The organism is Saccharibacillus sacchari (assembly GCF_037722395.1).
GTDB lineage: Bacteria > Bacillota > Bacilli > Paenibacillales > Paenibacillaceae > Saccharibacillus > Saccharibacillus sacchari_A.
Genome location: NZ_JBBKAR010000033.1, coordinates 157,009 through 179,050, shown reverse-complemented (window position 1 = coordinate 179,050; position 22,042 = coordinate 157,009). Strand labels below are relative to the sequence as shown.

At 54.2% G+C, this 22,042-nt stretch carries 20 protein-coding genes and 1 tRNA gene; 2 read left to right on the top strand and 19 right to left on the bottom strand.

Annotated elements, in window-relative coordinates; genetic code table 11:
• Nucleotides 1-244 precede the first annotated feature (244 nt).
• Both WKI47_RS09730 and WKI47_RS09725 read right to left on the bottom strand, forming a co-directional pair.
• On the bottom strand, nucleotides 245-1,324 hold the full coding sequence (locus tag WKI47_RS09730; protein ID WP_340226946.1) for a LacI family DNA-binding transcriptional regulator: 1,080 nt from the start codon (nucleotides 1,322-1,324) through the stop codon (nucleotides 245-247).
• A 102-nt stretch (nucleotides 1,325-1,426) separates the two neighbouring features.
• Nucleotides 1,427-2,209: an AraC family transcriptional regulator gene (locus tag WKI47_RS09725; protein WP_340226945.1), complete on the bottom strand. Its 783-nt coding sequence runs from the start codon at nucleotides 2,207-2,209 to the stop codon at nucleotides 1,427-1,429.
• A gap of 123 nt (nucleotides 2,210-2,332) precedes the next feature.
• On the opposite strand from WKI47_RS09725, the gene WKI47_RS09720 reads away from it, so the two are divergent.
• Both WKI47_RS09720 and WKI47_RS09715 read left to right on the top strand, forming a co-directional pair.
• Nucleotides 2,333-3,286 (top strand): glycoside hydrolase family 43 protein, encoded by a 954-nt coding sequence (locus WKI47_RS09720; RefSeq protein WP_340226944.1) that lies wholly within the window; start codon nucleotides 2,333-2,335, stop codon nucleotides 3,284-3,286.
• A 395-nt stretch (nucleotides 3,287-3,681) separates the two neighbouring features.
• Nucleotides 3,682-3,755, top strand: a tRNA-Pro gene (locus WKI47_RS09715).
• A gap of 174 nt (nucleotides 3,756-3,929) precedes the next feature.
• Here the strand turns inward: WKI47_RS09715 and WKI47_RS09710 are convergent.
• From WKI47_RS09710 to WKI47_RS09630, 17 genes are all read right to left on the bottom strand, one after another.
• On the bottom strand, nucleotides 3,930-4,406 hold the full coding sequence (locus WKI47_RS09710; protein ID WP_340226943.1) for a DinB family protein: 477 nt from the start codon (nucleotides 4,404-4,406) through the stop codon (nucleotides 3,930-3,932).
• Nucleotides 4,407-4,487: 81 nt separating this feature from the next.
• Entirely contained in the window at nucleotides 4,488-5,651 is a 1,164-nt protein-coding gene (locus tag WKI47_RS09705; RefSeq protein ID WP_340226942.1) for an amidohydrolase, read from the bottom strand.
• A gap of 383 nt (nucleotides 5,652-6,034) precedes the next feature.
• Nucleotides 6,035-6,787, bottom strand: a complete 753-nt coding sequence (locus tag WKI47_RS09700; RefSeq protein WP_340226941.1) for an amino acid ABC transporter ATP-binding protein — start codon at nucleotides 6,785-6,787, stop codon at nucleotides 6,035-6,037.
• The gene (locus WKI47_RS09695; RefSeq protein ID WP_340226940.1) at nucleotides 6,784-7,494 is read right to left on the bottom strand and encodes an amino acid ABC transporter permease; all 711 of its coding nucleotides are present in this window, start codon (nucleotides 7,492-7,494) and stop codon (nucleotides 6,784-6,786) included. The genes WKI47_RS09700 and WKI47_RS09695 overlap by 4 nt, the downstream gene beginning before the upstream one ends.
• Complete coding sequence (locus tag WKI47_RS09690; protein WP_340226939.1) at nucleotides 7,494-8,276, bottom strand: amino acid ABC transporter permease; 783 nt, start codon at nucleotides 8,274-8,276, stop codon at nucleotides 7,494-7,496. The genes WKI47_RS09695 and WKI47_RS09690 overlap by 1 nt, the downstream gene beginning before the upstream one ends.
• 105 nt (nucleotides 8,277-8,381) lie before the next feature.
• Complete coding sequence (locus WKI47_RS09685; protein WP_340226938.1) at nucleotides 8,382-9,233, bottom strand: transporter substrate-binding domain-containing protein; 852 nt, start codon at nucleotides 9,231-9,233, stop codon at nucleotides 8,382-8,384.
• A gap of 43 nt (nucleotides 9,234-9,276) precedes the next feature.
• Complete coding sequence (locus tag WKI47_RS09680; protein ID WP_340226937.1) at nucleotides 9,277-9,801, bottom strand: GNAT family N-acetyltransferase; 525 nt, start codon at nucleotides 9,799-9,801, stop codon at nucleotides 9,277-9,279.
• 397 nt (nucleotides 9,802-10,198) lie between these two features.
• A complete protein-coding gene (locus WKI47_RS09675) occupies nucleotides 10,199-11,107 on the bottom strand; it encodes a response regulator (RefSeq protein ID WP_340226936.1) in 909 nt (302 codons plus the stop codon).
• Between the two features lie 4 nt (nucleotides 11,108-11,111).
• Nucleotides 11,112-12,500, bottom strand: a complete 1,389-nt coding sequence (locus WKI47_RS09670) for an ATP-binding protein (RefSeq protein ID WP_340226935.1) — start codon at nucleotides 12,498-12,500, stop codon at nucleotides 11,112-11,114.
• A gap of 69 nt (nucleotides 12,501-12,569) precedes the next feature.
• Nucleotides 12,570-13,220 (bottom strand): amino acid ABC transporter permease, encoded by a 651-nt coding sequence (locus WKI47_RS09665; protein WP_340226934.1) that lies wholly within the window; start codon nucleotides 13,218-13,220, stop codon nucleotides 12,570-12,572.
• A 62-nt stretch (nucleotides 13,221-13,282) separates the two neighbouring features.
• The gene (locus tag WKI47_RS09660) at nucleotides 13,283-13,936 is read right to left on the bottom strand and encodes an amino acid ABC transporter permease (RefSeq protein WP_340226933.1); all 654 of its coding nucleotides are present in this window, start codon (nucleotides 13,934-13,936) and stop codon (nucleotides 13,283-13,285) included.
• Nucleotides 13,937-14,004: 68 nt separating this feature from the next.
• Entirely contained in the window at nucleotides 14,005-14,853 is an 849-nt protein-coding gene (locus WKI47_RS09655) for a glutamate ABC transporter substrate-binding protein (RefSeq protein ID WP_340226932.1), read from the bottom strand.
• 23 nt (nucleotides 14,854-14,876) lie between these two features.
• Entirely contained in the window at nucleotides 14,877-15,605 is a 729-nt protein-coding gene (locus tag WKI47_RS09650; RefSeq protein WP_340226931.1) for an amino acid ABC transporter ATP-binding protein, read from the bottom strand.
• 221 nt (nucleotides 15,606-15,826) lie between these two features.
• Entirely contained in the window at nucleotides 15,827-18,040 is a 2,214-nt protein-coding gene (locus WKI47_RS09645) for an HD domain-containing phosphohydrolase (protein WP_340226930.1), read from the bottom strand.
• 176 nt (nucleotides 18,041-18,216) lie between these two features.
• A complete protein-coding gene (locus WKI47_RS09640; protein WP_340226929.1) occupies nucleotides 18,217-18,525 on the bottom strand; it encodes an STAS domain-containing protein in 309 nt (102 codons plus the stop codon).
• Nucleotides 18,526-18,561: 36 nt separating this feature from the next.
• The gene (locus tag WKI47_RS09635; protein WP_340226928.1) at nucleotides 18,562-20,655 is read right to left on the bottom strand and encodes a FapA family protein; all 2,094 of its coding nucleotides are present in this window, start codon (nucleotides 20,653-20,655) and stop codon (nucleotides 18,562-18,564) included.
• A 47-nt stretch (nucleotides 20,656-20,702) separates the two neighbouring features.
• Nucleotides 20,703-21,836, bottom strand: coding sequence for a fused response regulator/phosphatase (locus WKI47_RS09630; RefSeq protein ID WP_340226927.1), 1,134 nt, complete (start codon nucleotides 21,834-21,836; stop codon nucleotides 20,703-20,705).
• Nucleotides 21,837-22,042: the final 206 nt, after the last annotated feature.

Sequence of the window (22,042 nt, the reverse complement as noted above, 5' to 3'; positions counted from 1 at the left end):
CGGCGAAACGGACTTCGAATGAAACCGATTACATTTTTAACGCGATAAAAAGGAGCTATATGATCAGGTTTATGCGTTATTCTCATACCTAAAAATACGAGTTAAGCGATATTCCCGGATAGCTCCCTAGCACGTTGCAGCTTTTAGTGAAACCCGTTTCATTCGAAATCGTCATGTAAGGGCTTTCTTTTGACAACAGAATAATACCAGTTCGAACGCTTGTCAATCTTTTTCGCGAAAAAAATCATTGGGAATCCTTTCCATTCGCTTGTGCCGTCGTTTCGCGCACGATCAGCTCCGGCATCACGGATTGAAACAACGGAACCTTTTTCCCCGCGATCATTTTGTCCAGCGTTTTCGCGGCTTGGCGACCGATTTCCTGCGACATGAGCGACACGGTCGTCAGTTCGGGAATGCTGTAGGTCGCTTGCGGAATATCATCGTATCCGACGATAGACAGCTCTTCCGGCACCGATATGCCCGCCCGATGCGCCGCTTTCAACGCGCCGATCGCCAGCAGGTCGTTCATGCAGAAAATAGCCGTGGGGCGACGTTTTCCCGACAGTAACCTGGCCGCGTACTCTTGTCCTTTGGCGACGGAAAAGCCTTCGGTCAGTATCCATTCTTTGCGCACGGGAAGACCCGCTTCTTTCATAACGCTGCGGAATCCGGCCAAGCGCTGCTGCGTGTTGGTCATTTTCGCGTATCCGCCGATGACGGCGATATCCCGGTGTCCGAGTTCGATCAAATGCTGCACGGCAAGCTCCGCGCCGAACTTTTGATCCGCCGATACCCGATTCAGCTTGGTTTTGGGCAAGTTGCCGTTCAGCAGCAGCACGGGAACGCGCTTCGCGACCTCTTCCAACTCCCGTGTCAACGCAGGATCGGGTTTGGCCAGGTCGACGCGTCCGCCGATCAGCACGATGCCGTCTACCTGTTTTTCCATGAGGAGGCTTAGGTATTGCGACTCCCGCTCGTACTGCCGATCGTACAGTCGCTCGTTCTCCTCGTTGGTCGAAATCGTATCGCAGAGGAAATACGTATAGCCCAACTTGCGCGCTTCGTAGTCGAATCCGGATAACACCTCGGGGAAAAAAGGATTGGTGATGTCCGGCAAAATGAATCCGATCATGCCCGTCTCCTTGCGCGTCAAGCTTCTGGCCAGCGCGTTCGGTTGAAACTGGTACTTGTGCATCAGCGCAACGATACGTTCCCTTGTTTCTTTTTTGACGGGCGCCGTGTTATTCAGCACCCGCGATACCGTAGCCACCGACACATTAGCCTCTCTTGCGATATCGTATACGGTCACCGGTCGCATCTGCATTCCTCTTTCCCCGTGGATTTGTCTAAATGTGAAATGGGTTTCATTATGGCTCCGATTATACCCGCGGAGTTTGCCGGAAGCAATTGAAATTGTTCAGGTTTTTTAACGGTTCGTTTTTCGATAAGCTCCCGGCGTCACACTCGTCACTTGCTTAAACTGCCGCATAAAATGCGTCTCGTTCTCGTATCCGCACAGCCTGCCGATTTCGCCGACCGACAATCGGGTGCTGCCCAACAGATACTTGGCATACTCGACGCGCCCCCGGATCATGTCCGTCACTACGGAACAACCGAACAGTTCTTTGTACAAATGCTGAAAATAGGATTTGCTCAAACTCACGCGTTCCGCCAAGCTTTCGACCGACATACGCGCATCCGGCGAACCGTACAGGTCGCTTCGAAGCTGCACTAGAGATTCGGCGTAACGGTTCGTTCTGGCAGGTACCGCGTCGCGTGCAAGACCGTTAGCCAGCTTGGCAAAAAGGCCACGCAGCTCCAAATCAATGATTTCATCGCGGTAAGGTCCCTCTTCTCGCTCCGCATGCTGTACGTCGAGCACACATCTGGGCACAAGCACGGGATCGGCAGAAACAATCAACCGGTCTACCGGAAAATCCAACCGCTCCAGCCACATCTTCAGTTCCTGCTCTTCGCAATGTATCCAATCATTAACGAAAGGTTTTTCCAGATCGCGATACGCATGGTCGGAGTTTGGCGAGAACAGGATACATGAGTTGGGCTCTGCCTGCTCGATCCGTCCATTCACCTTCACTTCGGCACGCGAACGAAAAAACACAAAAGCATAATTCCCCGCTCCTTGCGGGCGCTCGATGCTAATCCCCTCTCTGTGCGTAAAGCGGCTTCCACAGCTCACTAACTGAAGCATATGACTCTCCTGCCTTTCCGATCGAGCACGATTCGTCAGTTTTTAGCCAGTATAATTCATTGTTTCACTTTCCGGCAAACCGCTATACTGGGAAAGAAATCCGATTAAGGAGATGAATATGCAGTGGACGCTTATCTTTTCGTGCATTTCAAGGAAAAACCAACCCCTGACGGCGAGCAAGTGTATTTCGCGCTCAGCCGTGACGGATTCAATTGGGAGTCCGTGAACGGTGGACATTATGTACTGGAAAGCACGCTCGGGGAACAAGGCGTACGTGACCACACGATCATTCGCACGGACGAAGGAAAGTTTGTCATTCTCGCAACCGACCTTAGCCTGGCGAACTCTTTTCATGGGAAATACAAAGGCGACTGGGCGAATATCGGAACGGGCGGCAGCAAATCCCTGTGCATTTGGGAGTCCGACGATCTGGTGAATTGGTCGGAGCAGTGTCTTGTCGAGCTTGGCGACGATAACTTTGGCTGCCTGTGGGCACCCGATATCGTTCGCGATCCCAAGGAAGGCGACTATGTGGTCCATTGGTCATCCTCGCACAAAAGCAATGGCTATGGGGAAAAAGGCATTTATTATTCGCGCACGCGGGATTTTAAACAATTCTCCGCTCCGCAGTTGTTGGTTCAAAAAGCGGATAGCGGGATTATCGATTCGGCGATCTACGAAGAAGACGGATTCTTTTACCGATTCCTGAAAAGCGAGGCGAACCCGGAGACACTGATTTTGGAAAAAGGCAGCTCCGTCGCAGGCGATGATTATGTGCGTATCGACGCGTTTGACGAGGAGATGGCGAAGCTGGAGCAGGGATTATACGAAGCGCCGACGGCGTTCAAGCTTCCGAACGGCAAATGGTGCCTTATGATCGACTACTACGGCGTGCCGGGAGAAGGCCAGGGATATGTACCTTTTATTGCCGACAGCTTGGCGGACGGGCGGTTTGTGCGGTCGGATGAGAGTTTTAGTTTCCCTTATGGGTTCAAGCATGGGACGGTGCTCGGGATCACGTCCGCCGAATATGAGCGGGTGAAAAGGCATTACTCGCCTGAGGTCGCGAGTTTTTAGATCCTTTTCGTTGGGAAGCTGGGGGGCGCTGCGGGGGAAATTGCCAGCATATGCTCCCGAAGTGCATTTCTTCGAAATGCCTCACAAGATGCTGTCTCACCCGGAAAACTTGATTGAAATTTAAATGGATTGTTTTCCGGGTTCAAAGGCCAACCTCTTCGTCTATGTTACCGCAGGTCTTCTTTGAAGACCTGTATTTTCACTGATTTCCCCCTCCGCTTAAGCTTCGCAAGGAATAGGATCTGTTGAGAGTACGGGCGGCGAGTAGTGCCTTTTTGGAAGAGAAGTGAAAAAGATTAAAAGAGAAAGATTACTGGATGAGATCTTTTTTCGAAAAATGCTTGACGTCTAGCTTTGGGGAGCGTATAATCTAATTTTGTAAGAAATACTTCTTACGGGATGTAGCTCAGCTTGGTAGAGCACCTGGTTTGGGACCAGGGGGTCGCATGTTCAAATCGTGTCATCCCGATTATAGGCAAGAAAAGAAAATCGTGATCCTTCGGGATTGCGGTTTTTTTGTGCGGATTCGGCCGACTGAATGTTTGACAGAAAGATTGTACCCTGAAAAAAAGGATGTCCCGAGCTTTGGTTATGGCTTTGGGGCATCCTTTTTCGGTTAGCAATAAAGTGTGGCATTCTTTGGTCACGCTTTGCTCGCTGCCGCCTGTGCGGCTTTGATCCGGTCAATCTGTCCCAAATGGCGATCCACGTGCGCGGAGAAGCCGCGTGCGATATCGGCAATACTCACGGTATTCCCTTGTGCATTCACGCCACTTTTCTCCCATTCATGCGGCTCCAGACGGCGCAGCAACAGGCCGTTATATCGCAGTTGAGCCTGGAAAAAAGCCAGAATGTCTTGCGCGGAGCCTGAATTGGTATGCTGATTCTCTACCCACTCGTCCTGAGCAAAAGCCGGCAGCGTTTCCGTCGTTCCGGCCAGTACCGCGCGAATCCGGAACGATACGACGATGCTGTGATCGGCCAGATGGCCCAATACTTCGGTAACGCTCCAGCTATTCGATGCCGCTTTCCAGATTAGACGTTGCTCGTCCAATCCTTCGATCGCTTGGGTCAGACGGGCATGGGTATCCAGAAAGTCCTCGATTACAGATTTGCTCATAAAAAATCCTCCTTTTCGGGTTTTGATTTATTTAGGTTTTCTTTTATGAATTTTTCATGCTTTGATTTTATTTTTTAAAAATTAACCTGACGTATTTAGCCCGCCTAATGCACGGATAGCCAGCTCAGCCAAAAGTGCGGAAGCGTCCGGCAATGCAGCTTCATCCAGTTCAAATGCCGGATGATGCCATTCTTGGCTACCGGACGTTCCGACAAACAGAAATACGCCGGGAACTTTTTGCTGGTAAAAAGAAAAGTCTTCGCTGGCTGGTGATGTAACGCCGGAAGCAACGTTCAACCCTAGCGAAAATGCCGATTCTTTTGCCAGTTGAGTCAGCTTCGGATCGTTCACGACCGGAGGCGGGCCGCCGCTCCAGCGTACAGACGCTTCCGCTCCGAAAGCTGCGGCGACGCCGCCTGCAATCTCGGCAAAACGTTCCTTGATCCGCTCGTGTACCTCTTCGTTAAACGAACGGACGGTTCCTTGCAGGATCGCGGTATCGGGAATCACGTTCCATGTGTTCCCCGAATGGATTTGCGTGACGCTGACGACGGCCCGTTCCTGCGCGCTGATGCTGCGTCCGGTAATGGTCTGAAGCGCGGAGACGATCTGCGCCGCAACGACGATTGGATCGACTCCGGCTTCCGGCACCGCGGCGTGCGTAGCCACGCCTTTGACGGTAACGGTAAAACCGTCGGATGCCGCCATGATCGGCCCGGCATCGATGCCGATCGTGCCGACAGGCAGATCCGGCTTGTTATGCTGGCCGATGATCGCGCCAACGCCTTCCAGCGCGCCGGCTTCGATCAATTGTTTGGCGCCTTTGGCCCGTTCTTCGGCAGGCTGGAACAGCAGCCGGATCGTGCCCGGCAGTTCCTGCTCTCGCAGCTTAAGCGTCTGGGCGGCGCCGATCAGGACGGCGGTATGGAAATCGTGTCCGCAGGCGTGCATTTTGCCCGGAATTTCCGACGCGAACGGTAGTCCGGTTTCTTCCTGAATCGGCAAGGCGTCGATATCCGCTCGCAGTGCGGCGATCGGTCCTTCGCCGTTGCCGATCTCGGCGATCACGCCGGTTTTGAGTCCGTAATCCACGATACGGACTCCGATTGCTTCGAGCGTTCGCTTGATATAAGCGGTCGTCTCGTATTCTTCGCCGGAGAGTTCGGGGAAACGGTGCAGGTGACGTCGGATCGCGATCCAGTCTTCGGCGGTGAGGACGGTGGATGAAGAGGATAGGGATGGCATAGTAGGCCTCCTTTCTGAGCCGTGGGGGGCGAGACTGCGAGAGAAATTCGTTCAAGGCGCCTTTCACTGAATTTCTCCCTCCGCTTCTCGCTTCCCTTGTATAAGGGATTTTGAAAGATCAACGTCTTCAAGATAGACGTTAGTTAGATTTGCCGGGTTTTCGGTGTCTTCGCCGCGGCGCGCCCTTTAACAGGGCTTCGGCAGCCTTGGCGAAGACAATTGTGTGAATAACGCGGTTCCGTCCATGACTGGACTCTACCTCCTTATTCACTGTGGCATTAGCACGGCGCGCCCTTTAATAGGGCTTCGGCAGCCTTGCTAATGCCACTTTTGTGTGAATCACGCGGTTCCGTCCATAACTGGACTTCGCCTCATGATTCACACTAAATACTATAATTAGCCTCTGGCGTGATTCTACGCAGAAACTGCTTGGTCCGGTCTTCTTTCGGATGTTGGAACACTTCGTCCGGGGTTCCTTCTTCGACGATCACGCCGCCGTCCATAAATACGACGCGGTTCGCGACGTCGCGGGCGAAGCCCATTTCGTGGGTGACGACGATCATGGTGATGCCTTCGCGGGCGATCCCGCGGATGACTTCCAGCACTTCGCCGACCAGTTCGGGGTCGAGGGCGGACGTCGGTTCGTCGAACAGAATCACTTCCGGTTCGAGTGCCAGCGCTCGGGCGATGCCGACGCGCTGCTGCTGTCCGCCGGACAGACGGCTCGGATATTCGTTCAGTTTGGCGCCGAGGCCGACTTTTTCCAGCAGCGCGATACTTCGTTTGCGGGCTTCGGCGGCAGGCAGTTTTTTGACAACCAGCAGCGCCTCCATCACGTTTTCCAAAGCCGTTTTATGCCGGAACAGATTGTACTGCTGGAACACCATCGCCGTTTTGCGCCGAAGCTGCAAAATATCGCCGCGACGCGCGCGCGAGCAATCGACCTGAAAATCGCCGACGGCGATCTGTCCGCTGCCCGGCTTTTCCAAGTAGTTCACGCAACGCAGCAAAGTCGTTTTGCCCGATCCGCTCGGCCCTAGAATCACGACCACTTCACCTGTATTGACGTTCAAGCTGATATCCTGAAGCACCTGATTGCGCCCGAACGATTTGGATATATGGCTCAATGCGATCATGCGACACCTCCCCGATTGTATGCGCCGACTCTTTTTTCGATCAAAGCCGCGACGCGTTCGATCAACACCGTCAATCCCCAGAAGATCAGCGCCGCCGCCAGATAAGCCTCGAAAAACTTCCAATTGGTCGAAGCCACGATCTGGGCTTTGGCGTTAATATCCACGACCGATACGGCAAAAGCGAGCGTCGAACCGTGCAGCATGCCGATCACCGAGTTCGCCAAGTTCGGTAGCGCCGCCGCCAATGCTTGCGGGAACACGATACGGCGCAGCGATTGGAACGTGGTCATGCCGACGGATTGCGCCGCTTCGACTTGTCCGCGATCCACGGCCAGAATCCCCGCGCGCACCACTTCCGACATATAAGCGCCCGCCGTGATCGAGAACGAGATGTACGCAAAGCCGATCATCGGAATCGACACGGAGCGGAAGCTCCAGCCGAAGTGTTCAGCCAATCCGTCGATCACCATCGGCAGACCGAAATAAATGATCAACAGATGCGTCAGCATCGGCGTTCCCCGGATAAAGGTGACGTAAGCCGAAGCGATTTGCGCCAACACGGGAACCCGGTACATGCGAAGCATCGCCGTGACTGCCCCGATCACGAATCCGGCCAATACGGATACTACCGTAATCGACAGCGTGGTCGGAATCGCGCCGAGCAGCTGCCAAAAGGCCGTCCAAATAAATGAAGGATCAAGTTGCATCAGGCTCCGCCTCCTTTCCCGGTGTTGATATCGGCAATCACGGTCCGGTACGAACCGCGCTTTTTCAATCGGAAGGTCGATTCGCGCTTATCCTCCCTATTCTCATGGCGCGTCAAACGGCGTTCGGCGGCAAGCAGCAGTTTTTCCAAAGTGAAGCTGATAATCAGATAGATGAACGCCAGCGCAATATACGTCTCGATAAAATGTTGGGTCAACGTACCAAGCGTTTGCGCTTTGCCTGTCATCTCCATCACGCCCAGCGTAAACGCCAGCGAGGTATCTTTGAGCAAGGCGATAACCAGGTTGGAAAAGACCGGTACCGCAATTCCCAAAGCTTGAGGCAAGATTATGCGCGAAAAAGCTTGATACGGCGTCATTCCTGCAGCATAGGCGGCTTCCACTTGCCCCCGATCCACCGCTTCGACCGAAGCGCGAATCATCTCCGCCGCATAAGCCCCCGTGTGCAGTCCGTAAGTCAAAATGACAAAAAACATCACCGGAGCGCGGGTCAGATCGAGTCCGACCAGCTTCAGAATCTCCGGCAGACCGTAATAGAACAGGAACAATTGAATCAGAATCGGCGTACCGCGGAAAAAGGACAAATAAATGCCTGACAGTGTCCGCAGCACCGGAATTTTATACATGCGAGGGAGCGCGACCAGAAACCCGGCCACGATCCCCGTCAATAGCGAGCCGGCGACGATCATGAGCGTAACGCCCAAGGTGTCCAGCAGCTTCGGCAGGAACGAAAAGACGTAGCCGATATCAAAAGGCGCGCCCATCGAAAGTCTCCTTTCCCCAAACCCTTATAATGGTGCGGATGCCGACAGGTCGACGATCTGGCTGTCGCTCCGAGGCATCCGCTTGAATACATATACGCGATCGAATTATTCGGCGTGGTCGCCGGTTACGTCGCTGCCCAGCCATTCGGTGCTCAGCGCGCTCAAAGTTCCGTCTTCTTTCAGTTCTTTGACCGCGCCGTCGATCGCGTCGGACAGCGCTTTTTCGTCGGCGTCGTCTTTACGGAATACGTACAGCACGTCATCCGACGTCAATTCTTCGCCCGTTTGCTTCAGTTGGCCTTGCGGATCGATGATCGGCAAAACGAAATCGGCTGCGATCGTCGCGTCGACGCGTCCCGAGACGACTTGGCTGACCGTGTCGTTGGCTTGTCCGCTTTGGTACACGATATCGATTTTTTTATCATGGTCTTTATTGTAGTTTTCCAAAATTTGCGCTTCGGCGCTGGTTGCGCTGGTCAGCACTTTTTTGCCTTGCAGATCGTCCAGCGATTGGATCGAATCATTGTCTTTGGCGACGACGATCCGGTTGCGCCAGTGCGCGTATGCTTCGGAGTTGAACGCGTACTTCTCTTCGCGCTCCGGATTTTTTTCCATGACGTGGGCGACCAGGTCGATCTTGTCTGTCTCCAGGCTCAGCAGCAGGTTGCCGAAGTCCATCGTCTGGAACTCGAATTCGTATTGCGGCAGCAATTCGTCGATCTTGCGCAGCAGCTCTACGTCGAATCCGGTCAGCTTGCCGTTTTCGTCGATAAAGCATACCTGCGGGAACCCTGTGCCTGTGCCGACAACGATCTTTGTGACTTTCCCGCTTGTCGCAGCCGCGTCCGAACCGGAAGCTTGCGCCGCAGGTTCGCTGTTACTTCCGCACCCGGAAGCCAAAATCATCAGACCCAGTGCAGATACGATCAAGCTTTTTTTTCTGTTTTTGAAATTCATTTTATTTATCCCCTTTGAATGTGGTTGATATTATGGCGATTCGTTAAGCTTGGTTCACAACGCGGTCCGCATATGCATAGTCCGCGATATTTTTTCGGAACAGATACATGATCCCGTCCCCGTTTTTGGCATCGATCTCCAGAATGCGCTCGTACCCGCGGCGCTCGTACATCTCGACCAGCCACGGATGTTTTTTCGCCGTCGCCAGCGTGACTTCGCCGTGTCCGTGTTTGCCGAGAATGATTTCCCGCTCGACCCAATCGAGCAGCCGCCCGCCGTAGCCTTTGTTGGAATATTCGGGATCGACCGCGAACCATTTGATAAAAGGCAACTCTGTGATCGCTTTGGCTTCCCCGCTGGTAGAGTAGGTGACCGTGGCGACCACGATTCCGTTCTCCTCCAGCACGTAACACTCGTTGGCCTCGATGTTTTGCAGCACCATCGGAATATCGGCATGGGCCGCGGGCCAGTGCAATCCCAACTCGCGAATCAGCTCGTAGGCTCCGTACGTAACGTCGACCAGCCGCTGGGCATCTTCAGCCACGGCTCTCCGGAAAACCTCACTCATTTTGTGCACCCCCGCTTTAATTTTATATCACCCATTTGTTTACTCGGGATTGATTGCTGTTAACTTTATCACTCTGAAACGCCTCCGGCTAATAGAGTTTTTCGATTTGCTTATATAAAACATTGATAAGCGAACCTTGAAAGCTATATCGGCGCATGAAAAAAGAGCGAAAGGTTATTTCGCTCAGGGTGTGGTGCGGGAGGAAGCGAGAAGACTCCGAGAAAAATTCGTTCCGGTCGCGTGTTGAAATCGAGAAAATGGATTGAATTTTATTGGAATTTTCTCGATTTCAAAGGCGAACATTTCATTCCTACACTGAATTTATCTCTACGTCTTCTCGCTTCCAGTTAGGTTGGAGTTTTTAAAACCTGAAGTCAAAAGCGAAACAAACTTGCACTCATCCCGCTTCAAGACCGTCCAACATCTCCAAATACATCACTTGCAAAAACTTTTTAATACTCACTTTCGTGCGGCCTTCGCCCTGGTGTTCGTCGATTTCTTTCATTTTGGCGCGGACGTCTTCGAAATCGAAATAGAGCGGCGCGTAGTGTTCGAATTTGGGATTGCCGTAATCGGTTAGTCCGATTGAAGCGAGGTGGCTGAGCGCGACGATGACGGTGCGGCGGATGCGTTGTTCGACCGCTTTCGTTTCGCGGTCGTTGACGTGCGGCGCTCCGCCGCGATGCGCGGCCGCTTCTTCGTACAGTTGGCGCAGCGGGGGAAAATCTCCCTGCTCGCCGCGCTGCACCAGGCCTTCCATAATGGCCGTGATGTCCGTGCAGCCCGCTTCGCCAAGAATACCAAGATTCATATAGATCGGCCGAAGCACTTCGGCCGCGCTTTTGCGCTTGGCCGCCGAGGCGTTCGCGCGTCCCGTGCCGCCCAGCCGGTCGAGCCGGGACAGCGAACTTTTGAGTTCGTTCAAATATTGGCTCAATTCGAAATGTTCGCTGACGCGAGACAGCACCGATTCCACTTCGATCCGATTGATCGGTTTGCGGATAAAAAATTCGATGCCCGACCGATACGCTTCGCCGACCATCTCGCGGTCTTCGATCTGCGAGATCATCACGCATTTTCCGCCGAAGCCTTGTTCTTTGAGCTGTTCCAGCGTTTCCAGTCCGTCCTGATCCGGCATCAGCCAGTCGATCAGCACCACGTCGGCCGAAGTCTCCAGCACGACGCGCACGCCTTCTTCGCCGCCGCGCGCCGTTCCGACCACTTCGCCGAGTCCGCTATGTTCGATAATATTGGCGAGCATGGCCCGTACGGCCGGATCATCGTCGATAATACAAAAAGACGCCATGCGTCTACTCCCCCTTTTTCAGCTTATCGGTCGGAAAGTTAGCTTCGAACGCCGTGCTCCAAACGTTGCCTTCCGGCCGAAATAACGTAATATTCCCGCCCAGATCCACCACGATGTCATGCACGTGCGACAAGCCGATTCCCGTAGCCGCCACGCCGCTGTCGCCGAACTTCGTCGTAAAGCCCGGATCGAAAACATGCTCGCGGTCTTTGCTGGAGATGCCGCGGCCCGTATCGGTCACGGTGAGCCAGGTGAATCCGCCTTTTTCGCGAATTTCCAGACCCACCACGCCGGAATATTCGATCGCTTCGACCGCGTTGGCGAGCAGATTGTTCAGCAGCGACAGTAGCGGCAGATGGTTGGGCGTCGCGTAGTCGGAATGAATCCGCACGTCGAACACGACCTGCTTGTTGAGCATCAGCGCATACTTCTGATTGCCGCGCACGGCGTACCGGGCGACTTCGCCCAGCGAAAGCAGCACTTTGGATTCCTGATCGAACAGCTTCAGCAAGCCGGCCGCGATCCGCTGGGAATCTTTTTTCACCTCGTGCATCTCCTGCGTGATCCCGAGCTGGCGACGGCTGTATTCGTCCAGCCCTTCGCGCTTGAGATCGGTATACAAGCGGTAGCTGCTGGCCGTCACCCGTTCGATCGTGTCCATGGACTTGTGCAAATAAAACACTTCGCCGTACAGCCCCGAACTGATCGCCAGCATCTGTTCCATTCGTTTGGTTTGTTCCAGGTTCAGCGCCCTCACTTGGCTCACGGCGATGCTGCTGTATAGTCCCGTCATAAAAAAGCCCCGTACGACGCCGACCAGTACGATATAGCCCCAAGTCGCCGGGTTGGCGATGTCCGATGCCCCAAGCAGCGAACGGCTGAACATCTCGACCGCGTTCGACGTAAAGTCGATGCAAGCGCAGATGCCGCCCAGCACCAACAGATTCATCCGGTCGAGCCGCCGCTGCACGGCCAGCATCCCGAACGCGAAAGTCAGATAATACAGACCGCTGGACGTATGCGTTTGCAAGCTACCGAGCAGATCGAACGGAGGAACCGCAAAGATCACGTCGAGCAACGTGCGGAAAACGATAACCGTCACGGCTGTCCATATGCCCGCCTTGATATACGAAATCCGGTTCATCAAAAGCAAAAAAAGCAAAAAAGCACTGCCCCCGAGCGCGATCCGAAACAGATCGCCGGGCACAGGATTGATCTTGAACTCGCCGGCGGCCGCCGTTCCCAGCGCCACCGCGAGCAGTTGAACTTTTTCGTTGCGGAAAAACGCATGCACGGTCCGCCGTTCCTCCTTGCCGGTCGGCGCGTCGTCACGCTCTGCAAAAGTATGCGCGAGCGACGCTTGCTTCTTTTTGTTGTGTGTATATGGTATCATACGCCGCCTCCCCTGTGGGAAAAATACAACGTTCCGCACACTTCCGGCACACGTTCTTGAAGAACGGGTTTACGCCGTGCGGGCCTCCAGCCTGCGCGATAGAAGCGACAGCGCGTAATTGATCACGAAATACACCACCGCGATCAGCAGTAGAATCGGAATCGGATAATTGTGGTTTTGCGCCATCACGATCTGCGCGTTGTGCATCAACTCGGCCAACGCCACGATCACGGCGAGCGACGTGTCTTTCAGCAGCGAGATAAATTGGCTTACCAGCGGAGGAACCATGCGCCGTAGGCCTTGCGGCAGCACGACGTAACGAAGATTTTGCAGCGAAGTCAGACCCGACGAACGCGCCGCTTCGCTTTGTCCTTTGGGAATCGACTTCAATCCCGCACGCACGATCTCGGAGATCATCGCCGCTTCGAATAGCGTAAGCGCGGTGATAACCCCGGCCGTGACGGTGAATTTGAATCCGACCTCCGGCAATGCGAATTGGATGAAGAAAATGATCAGCAGCAGCGGCAAATTGCGCAAAATCTCGACTACGACCGCCAAAACCGGTGACAACACCGGAACTTGCATATACCGAATCGTTCCGACGATCGTGCCGAACGCGAAACTGAGCACGATCGACACGGCGGCCACGTACAGCGTGAGCTTCAAGCCTTCCGCCAAAAAAAGCAAATTGTCCGCCGAATAAGCGCCTATAAAGTCCATGCGTCGATCCTCCTTTTTTGTCGGTTACAGCCGATAGGCACTCAAGTACGCCCAACCGCCGATCACGCGCTTCGCGCCAGTCTTTTTTCCAAAGCCAAAGCGGCAAAGCTGAGCGGCAGCGTCAACACCAGATAGAAAACGGCCGCGAAAATATAGGTGCTGAACGTGACATACGTGTCGCTGCTGATAATGTCCGCGAAATACATCAGATCCAGCCCGGCGACGATCGTAAGCACAGACGAGTTTTTGATCAGATTGATAAACTGGTTGCTGAGCGGCGGAATGACCAGTTTGATCGCTTGAGGCAAAACGACATGCAGCATCGTCTGCATATAGGTCATGCCCGACGAACGCGCCGCTTCGCTCTGCCCTTGCGGCACAGACAGAATGCCCGCCCGGATCGCTTCCGCGATAAATGCCGCCGTATAGACGGTCAACCCCAGCGTGCCGGCCGTAAAGCCGTCCAGCCGCAGTCCCAGCGAAGGCAAGCCCAGGAAAAAAAACAACACGACGATCAAGATCGGGATATTGCGAATAAACTCCACGTAAGCCGTTCCGAGCGCCCGCAGGATTTTGAACCCGCTGATCCGCATTACCGCGATGACCGTGCCCAAAATAAAGCTGCCGATCAGCGCGAACACGCTGGCTTTGACCGTGTTCAGAAATCCTTCCATATAATCGGGAAAATGCTCCGTCAAAATCGAAAAATCCAGCATCTCGCTTGCACCTCCTTCAAATCGTTATGCGTTCGCGCTTTCCGGCAACCCGGTCGCCAAGCTCCGTTTTATTCCGCCGCCGGTTCTTTGCCGATCCATTTTTTATAGATTTCGTTATACGAGCCGTCCGCTTTCATATCGCCCAGCCCTTTGTTGACCGCTTCGACCAACGCCGTTTCGCCTTTTTTCATGGCGATGCCGTAAGGCTCGTCGGAAAACGGTTCGCCGACCACTTCGAAGTTCGGGTCTTGAGCGGCCATGCCGTACAGGATAGCGTCGTCGGTCGTGAGCGCGTCGCCTTGTCCGGCTTTGAGCGCGTTGAACGCGTCTTGATAGTTATCGAATTGCAGCACTTTGACGCCCGGCACTTTCTCTTCGATATTGGCGATCGACGTCGCGCCTTTGGAAGCCAGCACGGTAGTATCGGCGGTCACGTCGTCGATCCCGGCGATCGGGCTGCCTTTTTTCACGAGCAGCGATTGTCCGGCCTGGAAGTAGACGTCCGAGAAATCGACTTCTTTTTTGCGTTCGTCCGTGATCGTCATCGTCGCGATAACCATGTCGATATCGCCGTTGTTAAGCATCGGAATCCGCGTTTTGGACGTCACTTCTTTCAGTTCCACTTTGCTTTCGTCGCCGAGGATGCTTTTGGCCAGCGCGTGCGCCATATCGATATCGAAGCCTTCCACGTCGCCGCTGGCCGGATCTTTCAGACCGAACAGCTTGGTATCGTACTTGACGCCGACGACCAGCGTGCCGCGTTCTTTGATGCTATCCAGTTGGGAAGCCGCCGAGCCGGACGTACCGCCGGAAGCGGTCGTTCCTCCGCCCGTCGTGCTGCACGCGCCGAGCAAAGCGGTCAACGACAACAAACCGGCCAACAATAAGGAAGATCTTTTTTTCGAATATTTTTGCATAACAATCCCTCTTCTCTATAAATTTAGTGGTTGAGCAAACGGCTGAGGAACAACTGCGCCCGTTCTTCGCGAGGCTCCAGGAAAAATTGCTCCGGCGGCGCTTCTTCGACGATCCGGCCCTGGTCCATGAATACGACGCGATCCGCCACTTCTCGGGCAAAGCCCATCTCGTGCGTGACCACGACCATCGTCATGCCTTCGCGGGCCAATGCTTTCATGACGTCCAGCACTTCGCCGACCATCTCCGGATCGAGCGCGGACGTCGGTTCGTCGAACAGCATGATCTGCGGCTTCATCGCAAGTCCGCGGGCGATCGCCACGCGCTGCTGCTGGCCGCCGGACAACTGCGACGGGAACGACTGCGCTTTGTCGGCGATGCCGACTTTTTCCAGATAGTGCATCGCGGTTTTTTCCGCTTCCGATTTCGAAACGCCGAGCGCTTTGATCGGAGCCAGCGTAATATTGTCGATCACTTTTTTGTGCGGATACAGATTGAAATGCTGGAACACCATCCCGATATTGCGTCTGAGCTTGTTCAGATCCGTTTTACGTTCGTCGACCCGGGTTCCGTTTACCGTCAATTGCCCGCCGTTCGTTTCTTCCAGCCGGTTGATGCAGCGTAGCATGGTACTTTTGCCCGAACCCGAAGGACCCAACACGACCACGACTTCTCCGGATTTCACATGCAGATTGATATCCGACAACACTTGAAAGTCTCCATAGAATTTGTCTACTTCATGGAAGGTTATCATCCACATCCTCCTTTTTTCTTGAGACGAATAGCTTAAAACTCTTTTTAAAGTCATATAATCTAACATTTTTCTCAATCTTAAATTCGACCTACAAAAAACTATGTAATCCGACGAAAAACATTCTAAATTCAGCTTTAAAGTCTAAACTTTGCGTAAAAACACACAAAAAAAGACGAACCGAAGATTCGTCTTTCCCGTTTTTAAAGTTATATTTTCTCACATCATCGCAGCAGTTGATTTCCAAGTATTGCCGTTTGATCGGTTACTTGTTCGTTATTCGGCGTCGCCGGAATCGGAGCGAATGTAATAACCTGGGGCAACGTGGCTTGAGCCTGCGCTGCAACATCGAGCATCCCGTCGAATTCCAGCAGCAGGCACGTTCCTTCGGAATTCGTATACAGAAACATCCGGTCTGCCGAAGCGTACATCAAACCGAATCCTCTTCCCAACGAACGTTTGCTGCTATAGCCGGACACCACAAACGTTTTCGGCAACTCATACAGGGCAATCCCCGAGCCTTCGTCATGCACCAGGACTTGAAGCGAGCCTTCGCGCGCGAAGGCGGTAACCTCGCCGCCCAGCGCATGCTTGAGCAGATTGGTCGCCGCTTCGGATACGGCCAGCTTCACCTGCATAATCCGTTTGGGATCGCCTTGCGGCATATAGCTTGCAGCCAGGTCGCGGCTTCGGGCAATATCCGTGCGTCCGGCTACCGTGACGGCTTCCAGACGTTCCCCCAGCCGGCCGAACAGTTCTTCTTTGGTCAGGCACAACGACACCTTGCCTTCCGACAACGCCGACATGATCTCCCGATAAGCATTCAGCGTCTCGGCATGCAGCTTGTCCCGATAAGCGATCGCTGGCGTAATATCCGTCAATACGATACGTACCTCGCCGTGTTCCGGATAGAAATGCGCTTCGTACGTCCGATCTTCACTGGACAGCATTTCGTAAAAAGACGTCTGCTCCGTGTCGGCGCGTTTGGCCAACCGCACGATCGAAGCTTCAAGCGAAGGTTGTTCCAAGCCGTATAACAAACCGTCTGCCGCCAATTTCAACATCGTGCTCATGCCTACGTAAGAACCTTGCCCTTCATCCGAATTCGAACGGCGTTCCGCCGTTTGGGCATACTCGTAAGACTCTTGCGGTTCGGGCAAAGGCCCCGATACAAGACCTCTTTGCTCCAGTTTCTCGCGCAGTCCCTGCACGAAGTTCATATCCACCGCGGCAGCAAGCTGCGGATCAAGTTCCCGACCTGCCAAACGCTGCATGTATGCGCAGACCGCTTCGTCGTCACGTTCGCGTTTGACTACATGGTCAAGTCGACTGGCGATCGACAGAATACGGGATTCGTAAGGGATGCCTTTGCCTTTTAGCGCCGACGGAAAGCCTTTGCCATCCCAACGCTCATGATGATGCCGCACCCATTCTGCCGCACGCGCATCCTCCGTCAGCGTGAAAATGATCTCCGCGCCTTTTTCGCTATGGGAACGATATTCGTCTTCTTCGGACAAAGAAAGCGCGCCCCGCTTGTTGAACAGATACGCAGGCAGCGTCGATTTGCCGATATCATGCTGAATCGCAACCTGCACCAATACTCTTTTTTTCTCCCGGGGATAAGAAAGCCGATCCAGCAAATGGTCCGCGATCACGCCGCTTCGGATGCCGTGTCCTTCAAGATCCGGCGATAACCGGGATTCGAATAACAGGCTGAATCGTTCGAACGTGCGCCGCCAACCGGCAACTTCCCGAACGTATATCGTGGAAAAGTACAAAATGAAAAACAGCAACAGTCCGGTGTATACCAATTCGTAAGCCGTATCGTTTTCGAACAAATTGCCGAGAAAATGCGGAATGACCAAAATGCAGAGCAAAATCGGCACGATCGTTTCGCGCAGCCTGCCCCGAATTCCCGCCAACCAGTGCGTCCCCGACAACAGCTTGCGCATGCCCGCATCCAGCGGAAGCTTAACCGATTTAAACACCAGAGCCGCCAATGCCGCTTTGGCATATAAAGGCACATCCGGCCATGAAGCAATCAATCCGCTCAACGCCAATGCGGCTCCGCATGTGCTCAACGTATAGATCGCGAGCCGGGTCAGCCAGCGCAGCGAATCAAAATCTTTCGGCCGGAATCCGCTTTGCCGAGCCTCGTTCGCCAAGCAACTGATAAACACGCCCAACAACGCCGTATACAGCCCGAATCCGATAAGCAGCGACAAAAAGCCGATCAAACCGGCCCCGAACTCGTCTCCGCTGATCAAGCGAATCGGGAACAAATCAAGCAATAGCGTAAGCAGCAAAATCGGCAGTACATGCGCCCAAGGAACGTGTCCGGCCCCGACGGCGAGAATCGCCCCGTAGAGAAAGCCGGTCAACGCCCAAAAAGGATAAGGCGCAGGGCTGGTGGTATTCGGTGGTATTTTCACGCTCATCGGTTCCTTTCCTGTAGGATGTCGAGGTCAAACTCCGGTATGGCGGGGTCTAGTACCTTTTCAACTCTTAATCAGAGGTTATGTTCGACTGAAACGTACGCGCTTTAGGTGCGTTTCAGTCGGGCGTAACCTTACCTTTAGCGTTGACAAGGTACTGGCTACGAAACTGGTTTTATTCAAAAAATGTCCTCGCCAAGGATCTCGCGAATCTGCAACAGCTCGAAGACTTCCATCACTTCCGGGCGTACATGCTCGATTTTTACCGAACGCCCACCTTCTCTTAATTCGTCGACGGTGCGGATAATCAGACCGATTCCGGACGAGTCCACAAAGTACACTTCAGCAAAATTCAGACGTACGTTCGGATATTCCGATACGATCGGCAAAATATCCTCTTCCAATACCTCGCCGCTCTCAATATCCAGATCGCCTTCAAAGATAACGACCGCTTCTTCCTCGCTTTTAGTAATCTGATAAGCAAACATGCTGTTCCTCCTTTTTGGCTCTAAACGGAATATGGATCAGAACAATAACAGATCGCCGGTCGGGCTAAGACGGGCATGCACGTTCGACGCCGCTTCAACGAACTGGAAAGAACGGTGGCCGATTTGCACAACGGTTCCTTCCATCACCCGGGTCGCACGGATCATTGCGGTTTCCGGCACCTGGAGCTTTGTGGCTACGCCGCCGGGAGCACCGACTTCCTTGACCTTGATTCCCCGCCCCGCAAAGTAGACGCCGCCTCTCAGCGTGCCGCCTGCCTCCAATTCGCCCTGACAGTAGATCGTGGCATTGTAGGCTCCTTTTGCGACGCGCACTTGACCTCCGCAATAGACATGGCTGTTTTGCACGTATCGAAGCTCTGCGAAAATAGGTCGGTCCTCCGGCCCGCTCACCGATTCGGCCAGCTCCAGCGTCCGTCTGCGGAACGCATCCAGCTCGGCGGCATCGCGCAGGCCGCCATGCCGCAAATCCAAAAATCCATATTGGAGACGCTGCGCGTAATCTTTCCAATCGACGTCAAGCTGCGCCTCGTTTTTTGCGGCTTGCTCCGAGAAACGGCTCAGTACCGCATGCAGCGCTTTGAACTTGCCCCGAAGCAAAACGCTTAACAGCGCTCCGAGCCCGGTCTGCTGAATATCGTTCAATTTGAACGCGGCGGTCTGGCCGAGCTGCTCGATCGCCGATTGCAGCAACTGGGTTTGCGAAGCGATCTCCAGCAGCAGCGGTTCCACCTGGTCGAAAAACTCGCTCCGTTTGCCCACGCTGACATGCGCGCCGATCAGATTGCCGGAAGCGATCAACGAATAAGCGGCCTCGACCGTCGCGGAACCGATCGGTCCCCGGATATTGATACTGCCGATCGCTTCCACGTTCATTCCGTTTTGAACGCCGCCGGAAATCTCGACATCCCCGCGGAAACGGATATTGCCGGATTTCAGATCCACGTCGCCGCGATGCGACAACTTCGGCAGCACCGACAGATGGACACGGAAGCCTTGATGCTTGATGCGCGGCATGCCCGAACGAATCGCCACGGCCCGCCGGCCGTCCTCGGTAATCGACACGCCTTCTCCCGCCGCCAACTGAATCGAATGCACCGCAAGCGGTTGGATCGGCCGATCCAACAGATCCCGTCCGGGACGCCCCGGTCTGGCCGGCAACGTCCGAACCAGAACATGCCCTTCGATCACGGTCGGAAACTCGACGATTTCCCGGTAATCGATCGTGCCGTCTTCCCGGCTTTGCGGATTCAGGCGTTTCGTTTCGGTTTCGAAGTTGGTCGTAAACGTTCCGTTGGCGCCTTCGGCCGCCGGCGTGCCTTCCGCTATCATGAAAACGCCGGCTTCTTCCGAACGGCAAGCTTGCGCCAGAATTTCGGCACGAATGCCGTACACGATCCCCATTTCTTTCAAAGCGGCTCTGACTTCGGCTTCGGCAATCGGCAAAAAGGTGCGCTGTTCCGATACCGGCACGGCCAAATGCGCCTGGGGCTTGCAATCCAGCAGCATGAACTTGCGTTCGAAGCCCGGACGCACATGCAGTTGGGCATGCAGGCAGGCGTGGTCCATGTCGATCCGCCAGACCGGTTCTTCTTTTTTCGGAGCCTGTTCCAATTCCAGCACATCGCCGGCCGCCACCGATACTTTGCCTTCGACCTGCACGCCGTTGCGGTACAAAACGGCTCCCGGCGGAGGCGTCAGCAGCGGAAGCCGGCTGCCTGTCGCGCGGATACGGAACTGTCCGTTTTGGACCCCGATCTCACCTTGTTCTTCGGCAACCGCGGCATTTCCGGTCGAAGGACCCGCGACCGAAGACGAAGAAGCGGCATTCCGGACTTGATCAGACGAAGAATCGGCGGTCAAGGTCTCGCGTTCCGGCGATCCGGCATCCGGTAAGATCGAATCGGCCGGTCGGGAAAAGGCTTCCCCTGCTCCGGAATCGATGACCGTCACTTTGACCACCGCCAACCGCGTTCCCAATCCGAGCACGCCCCGCCCACCCGGTTCCAAGATTTCGATGTGTACCGATTCTTTGGCAACCGACAGCAATTTGAGCGCTTCGTCAACCGCCGATTCGGCGCTTTTGGCTCTGGTAATAATCGATCTTTCCATGGGCATTCCTTCCTTCCCGCAAAGCTATAACTTGGTCGTCTCCGACCTTATTCGTTCAATTGAATCGATACAATGCAGACATCGTCGTTTTTATCCTGCCCGAGCAGCGCCAACTTCTCGGTAAAGCGGTCGTTGGGCAAATAACGGATACGCGACGCATGCTTTTCCAAACCGCCGATTCCTTCACGGATCGAAGCTCTCGGCGTTTCGACCAAGCCGTCGGTATACAGCAAAATTTTCCCCGTTCCTTCGTACCGGTAAACGCCGCTCCCGCCTTCGATTTTTTTGCGAATCCCCAGCGGCACGCCTGTCCTTTCCAGATAATGCGCTTTCCGATCCGCTTGAAAAAACAAGCCCGGCGGATGTCCCGCATTGAAGTAACGGATTTCTTTGGCTTCCTGGTCGATCAGCAAATAAATCGCGGTCATATAGATCGAGTCGCGGCTTCCGCCGAACAAACTGAACATCTGGCTATTCAATTCCTGGCAAACCTCGGAAGGCTCGGAGATACGTTTCACCATTCCGGCGAGCAAAGCGCGAACCGACATGCTGATAAGCGCCGAGGACAATCCATGACCCGCCACATCGATCAACATAATACCGTAGCGGTGTTCGTCGATCCGTGTCCAGTAAAACATATCTCCCGACACCTCGTCCGACTGGATATACTGAGCGTGAATTTCGATGCTGCGCTCAAGCAGCGGAGGCGGAAGCACCGTTTTCTGCACCCTCTTCGCCAATTGTAACTCTTTGACCAGTCCGGCTTCCCGGCTTTTGCGGATTTCCGTTTCTTTTTTCAGCCGGATCGCCGATTGCACGCGTGCGAGCAGCTCGTACTCTGGCGCTCCTTTTTCGATAAAATCCATGCCGCCTGCTCCAAAAGCTTCCTTAAAATGCCGGCGGTCGCCCGTCAGAAAAATGATCGGCAAATCGGCGTAAGGCGGGCAGGCTTTGATGAGTCGACAGGCTTCGATTCCATCCATGTCCGGCATCACGATATCGAGCAGAATCAGATCGAAGGCAGCGGCTTTACGCGGAATGCGTTCGCCGTTCATACCGAGCCGTTCAAGGGCGACTTCCGCCGAGGAAGCCGTCTCAATCCCCGAGTAACCGGCTTCGGACAGCACCTGTTTGAAATAAGCGAGATTCATCATCGAGTCGTCGACGATCAGTATGCTCATGGCGTTTCTCCTCCGGTGCACCAGGGCCTCTACGCAACGGTCAAACGACTCCTGTCGCCGCGTTTGCGTATGCACTTGGATAATCGTGATCGATAACCTGTTTGTTTGCAAGCCAAATAAAGTCAAACAGGGTTATCTATATCATCGACAACGGAAGTCCGTTTGTTGAGAAGATCGAGACGGATGCTCGATCGCGAATAAAAAAA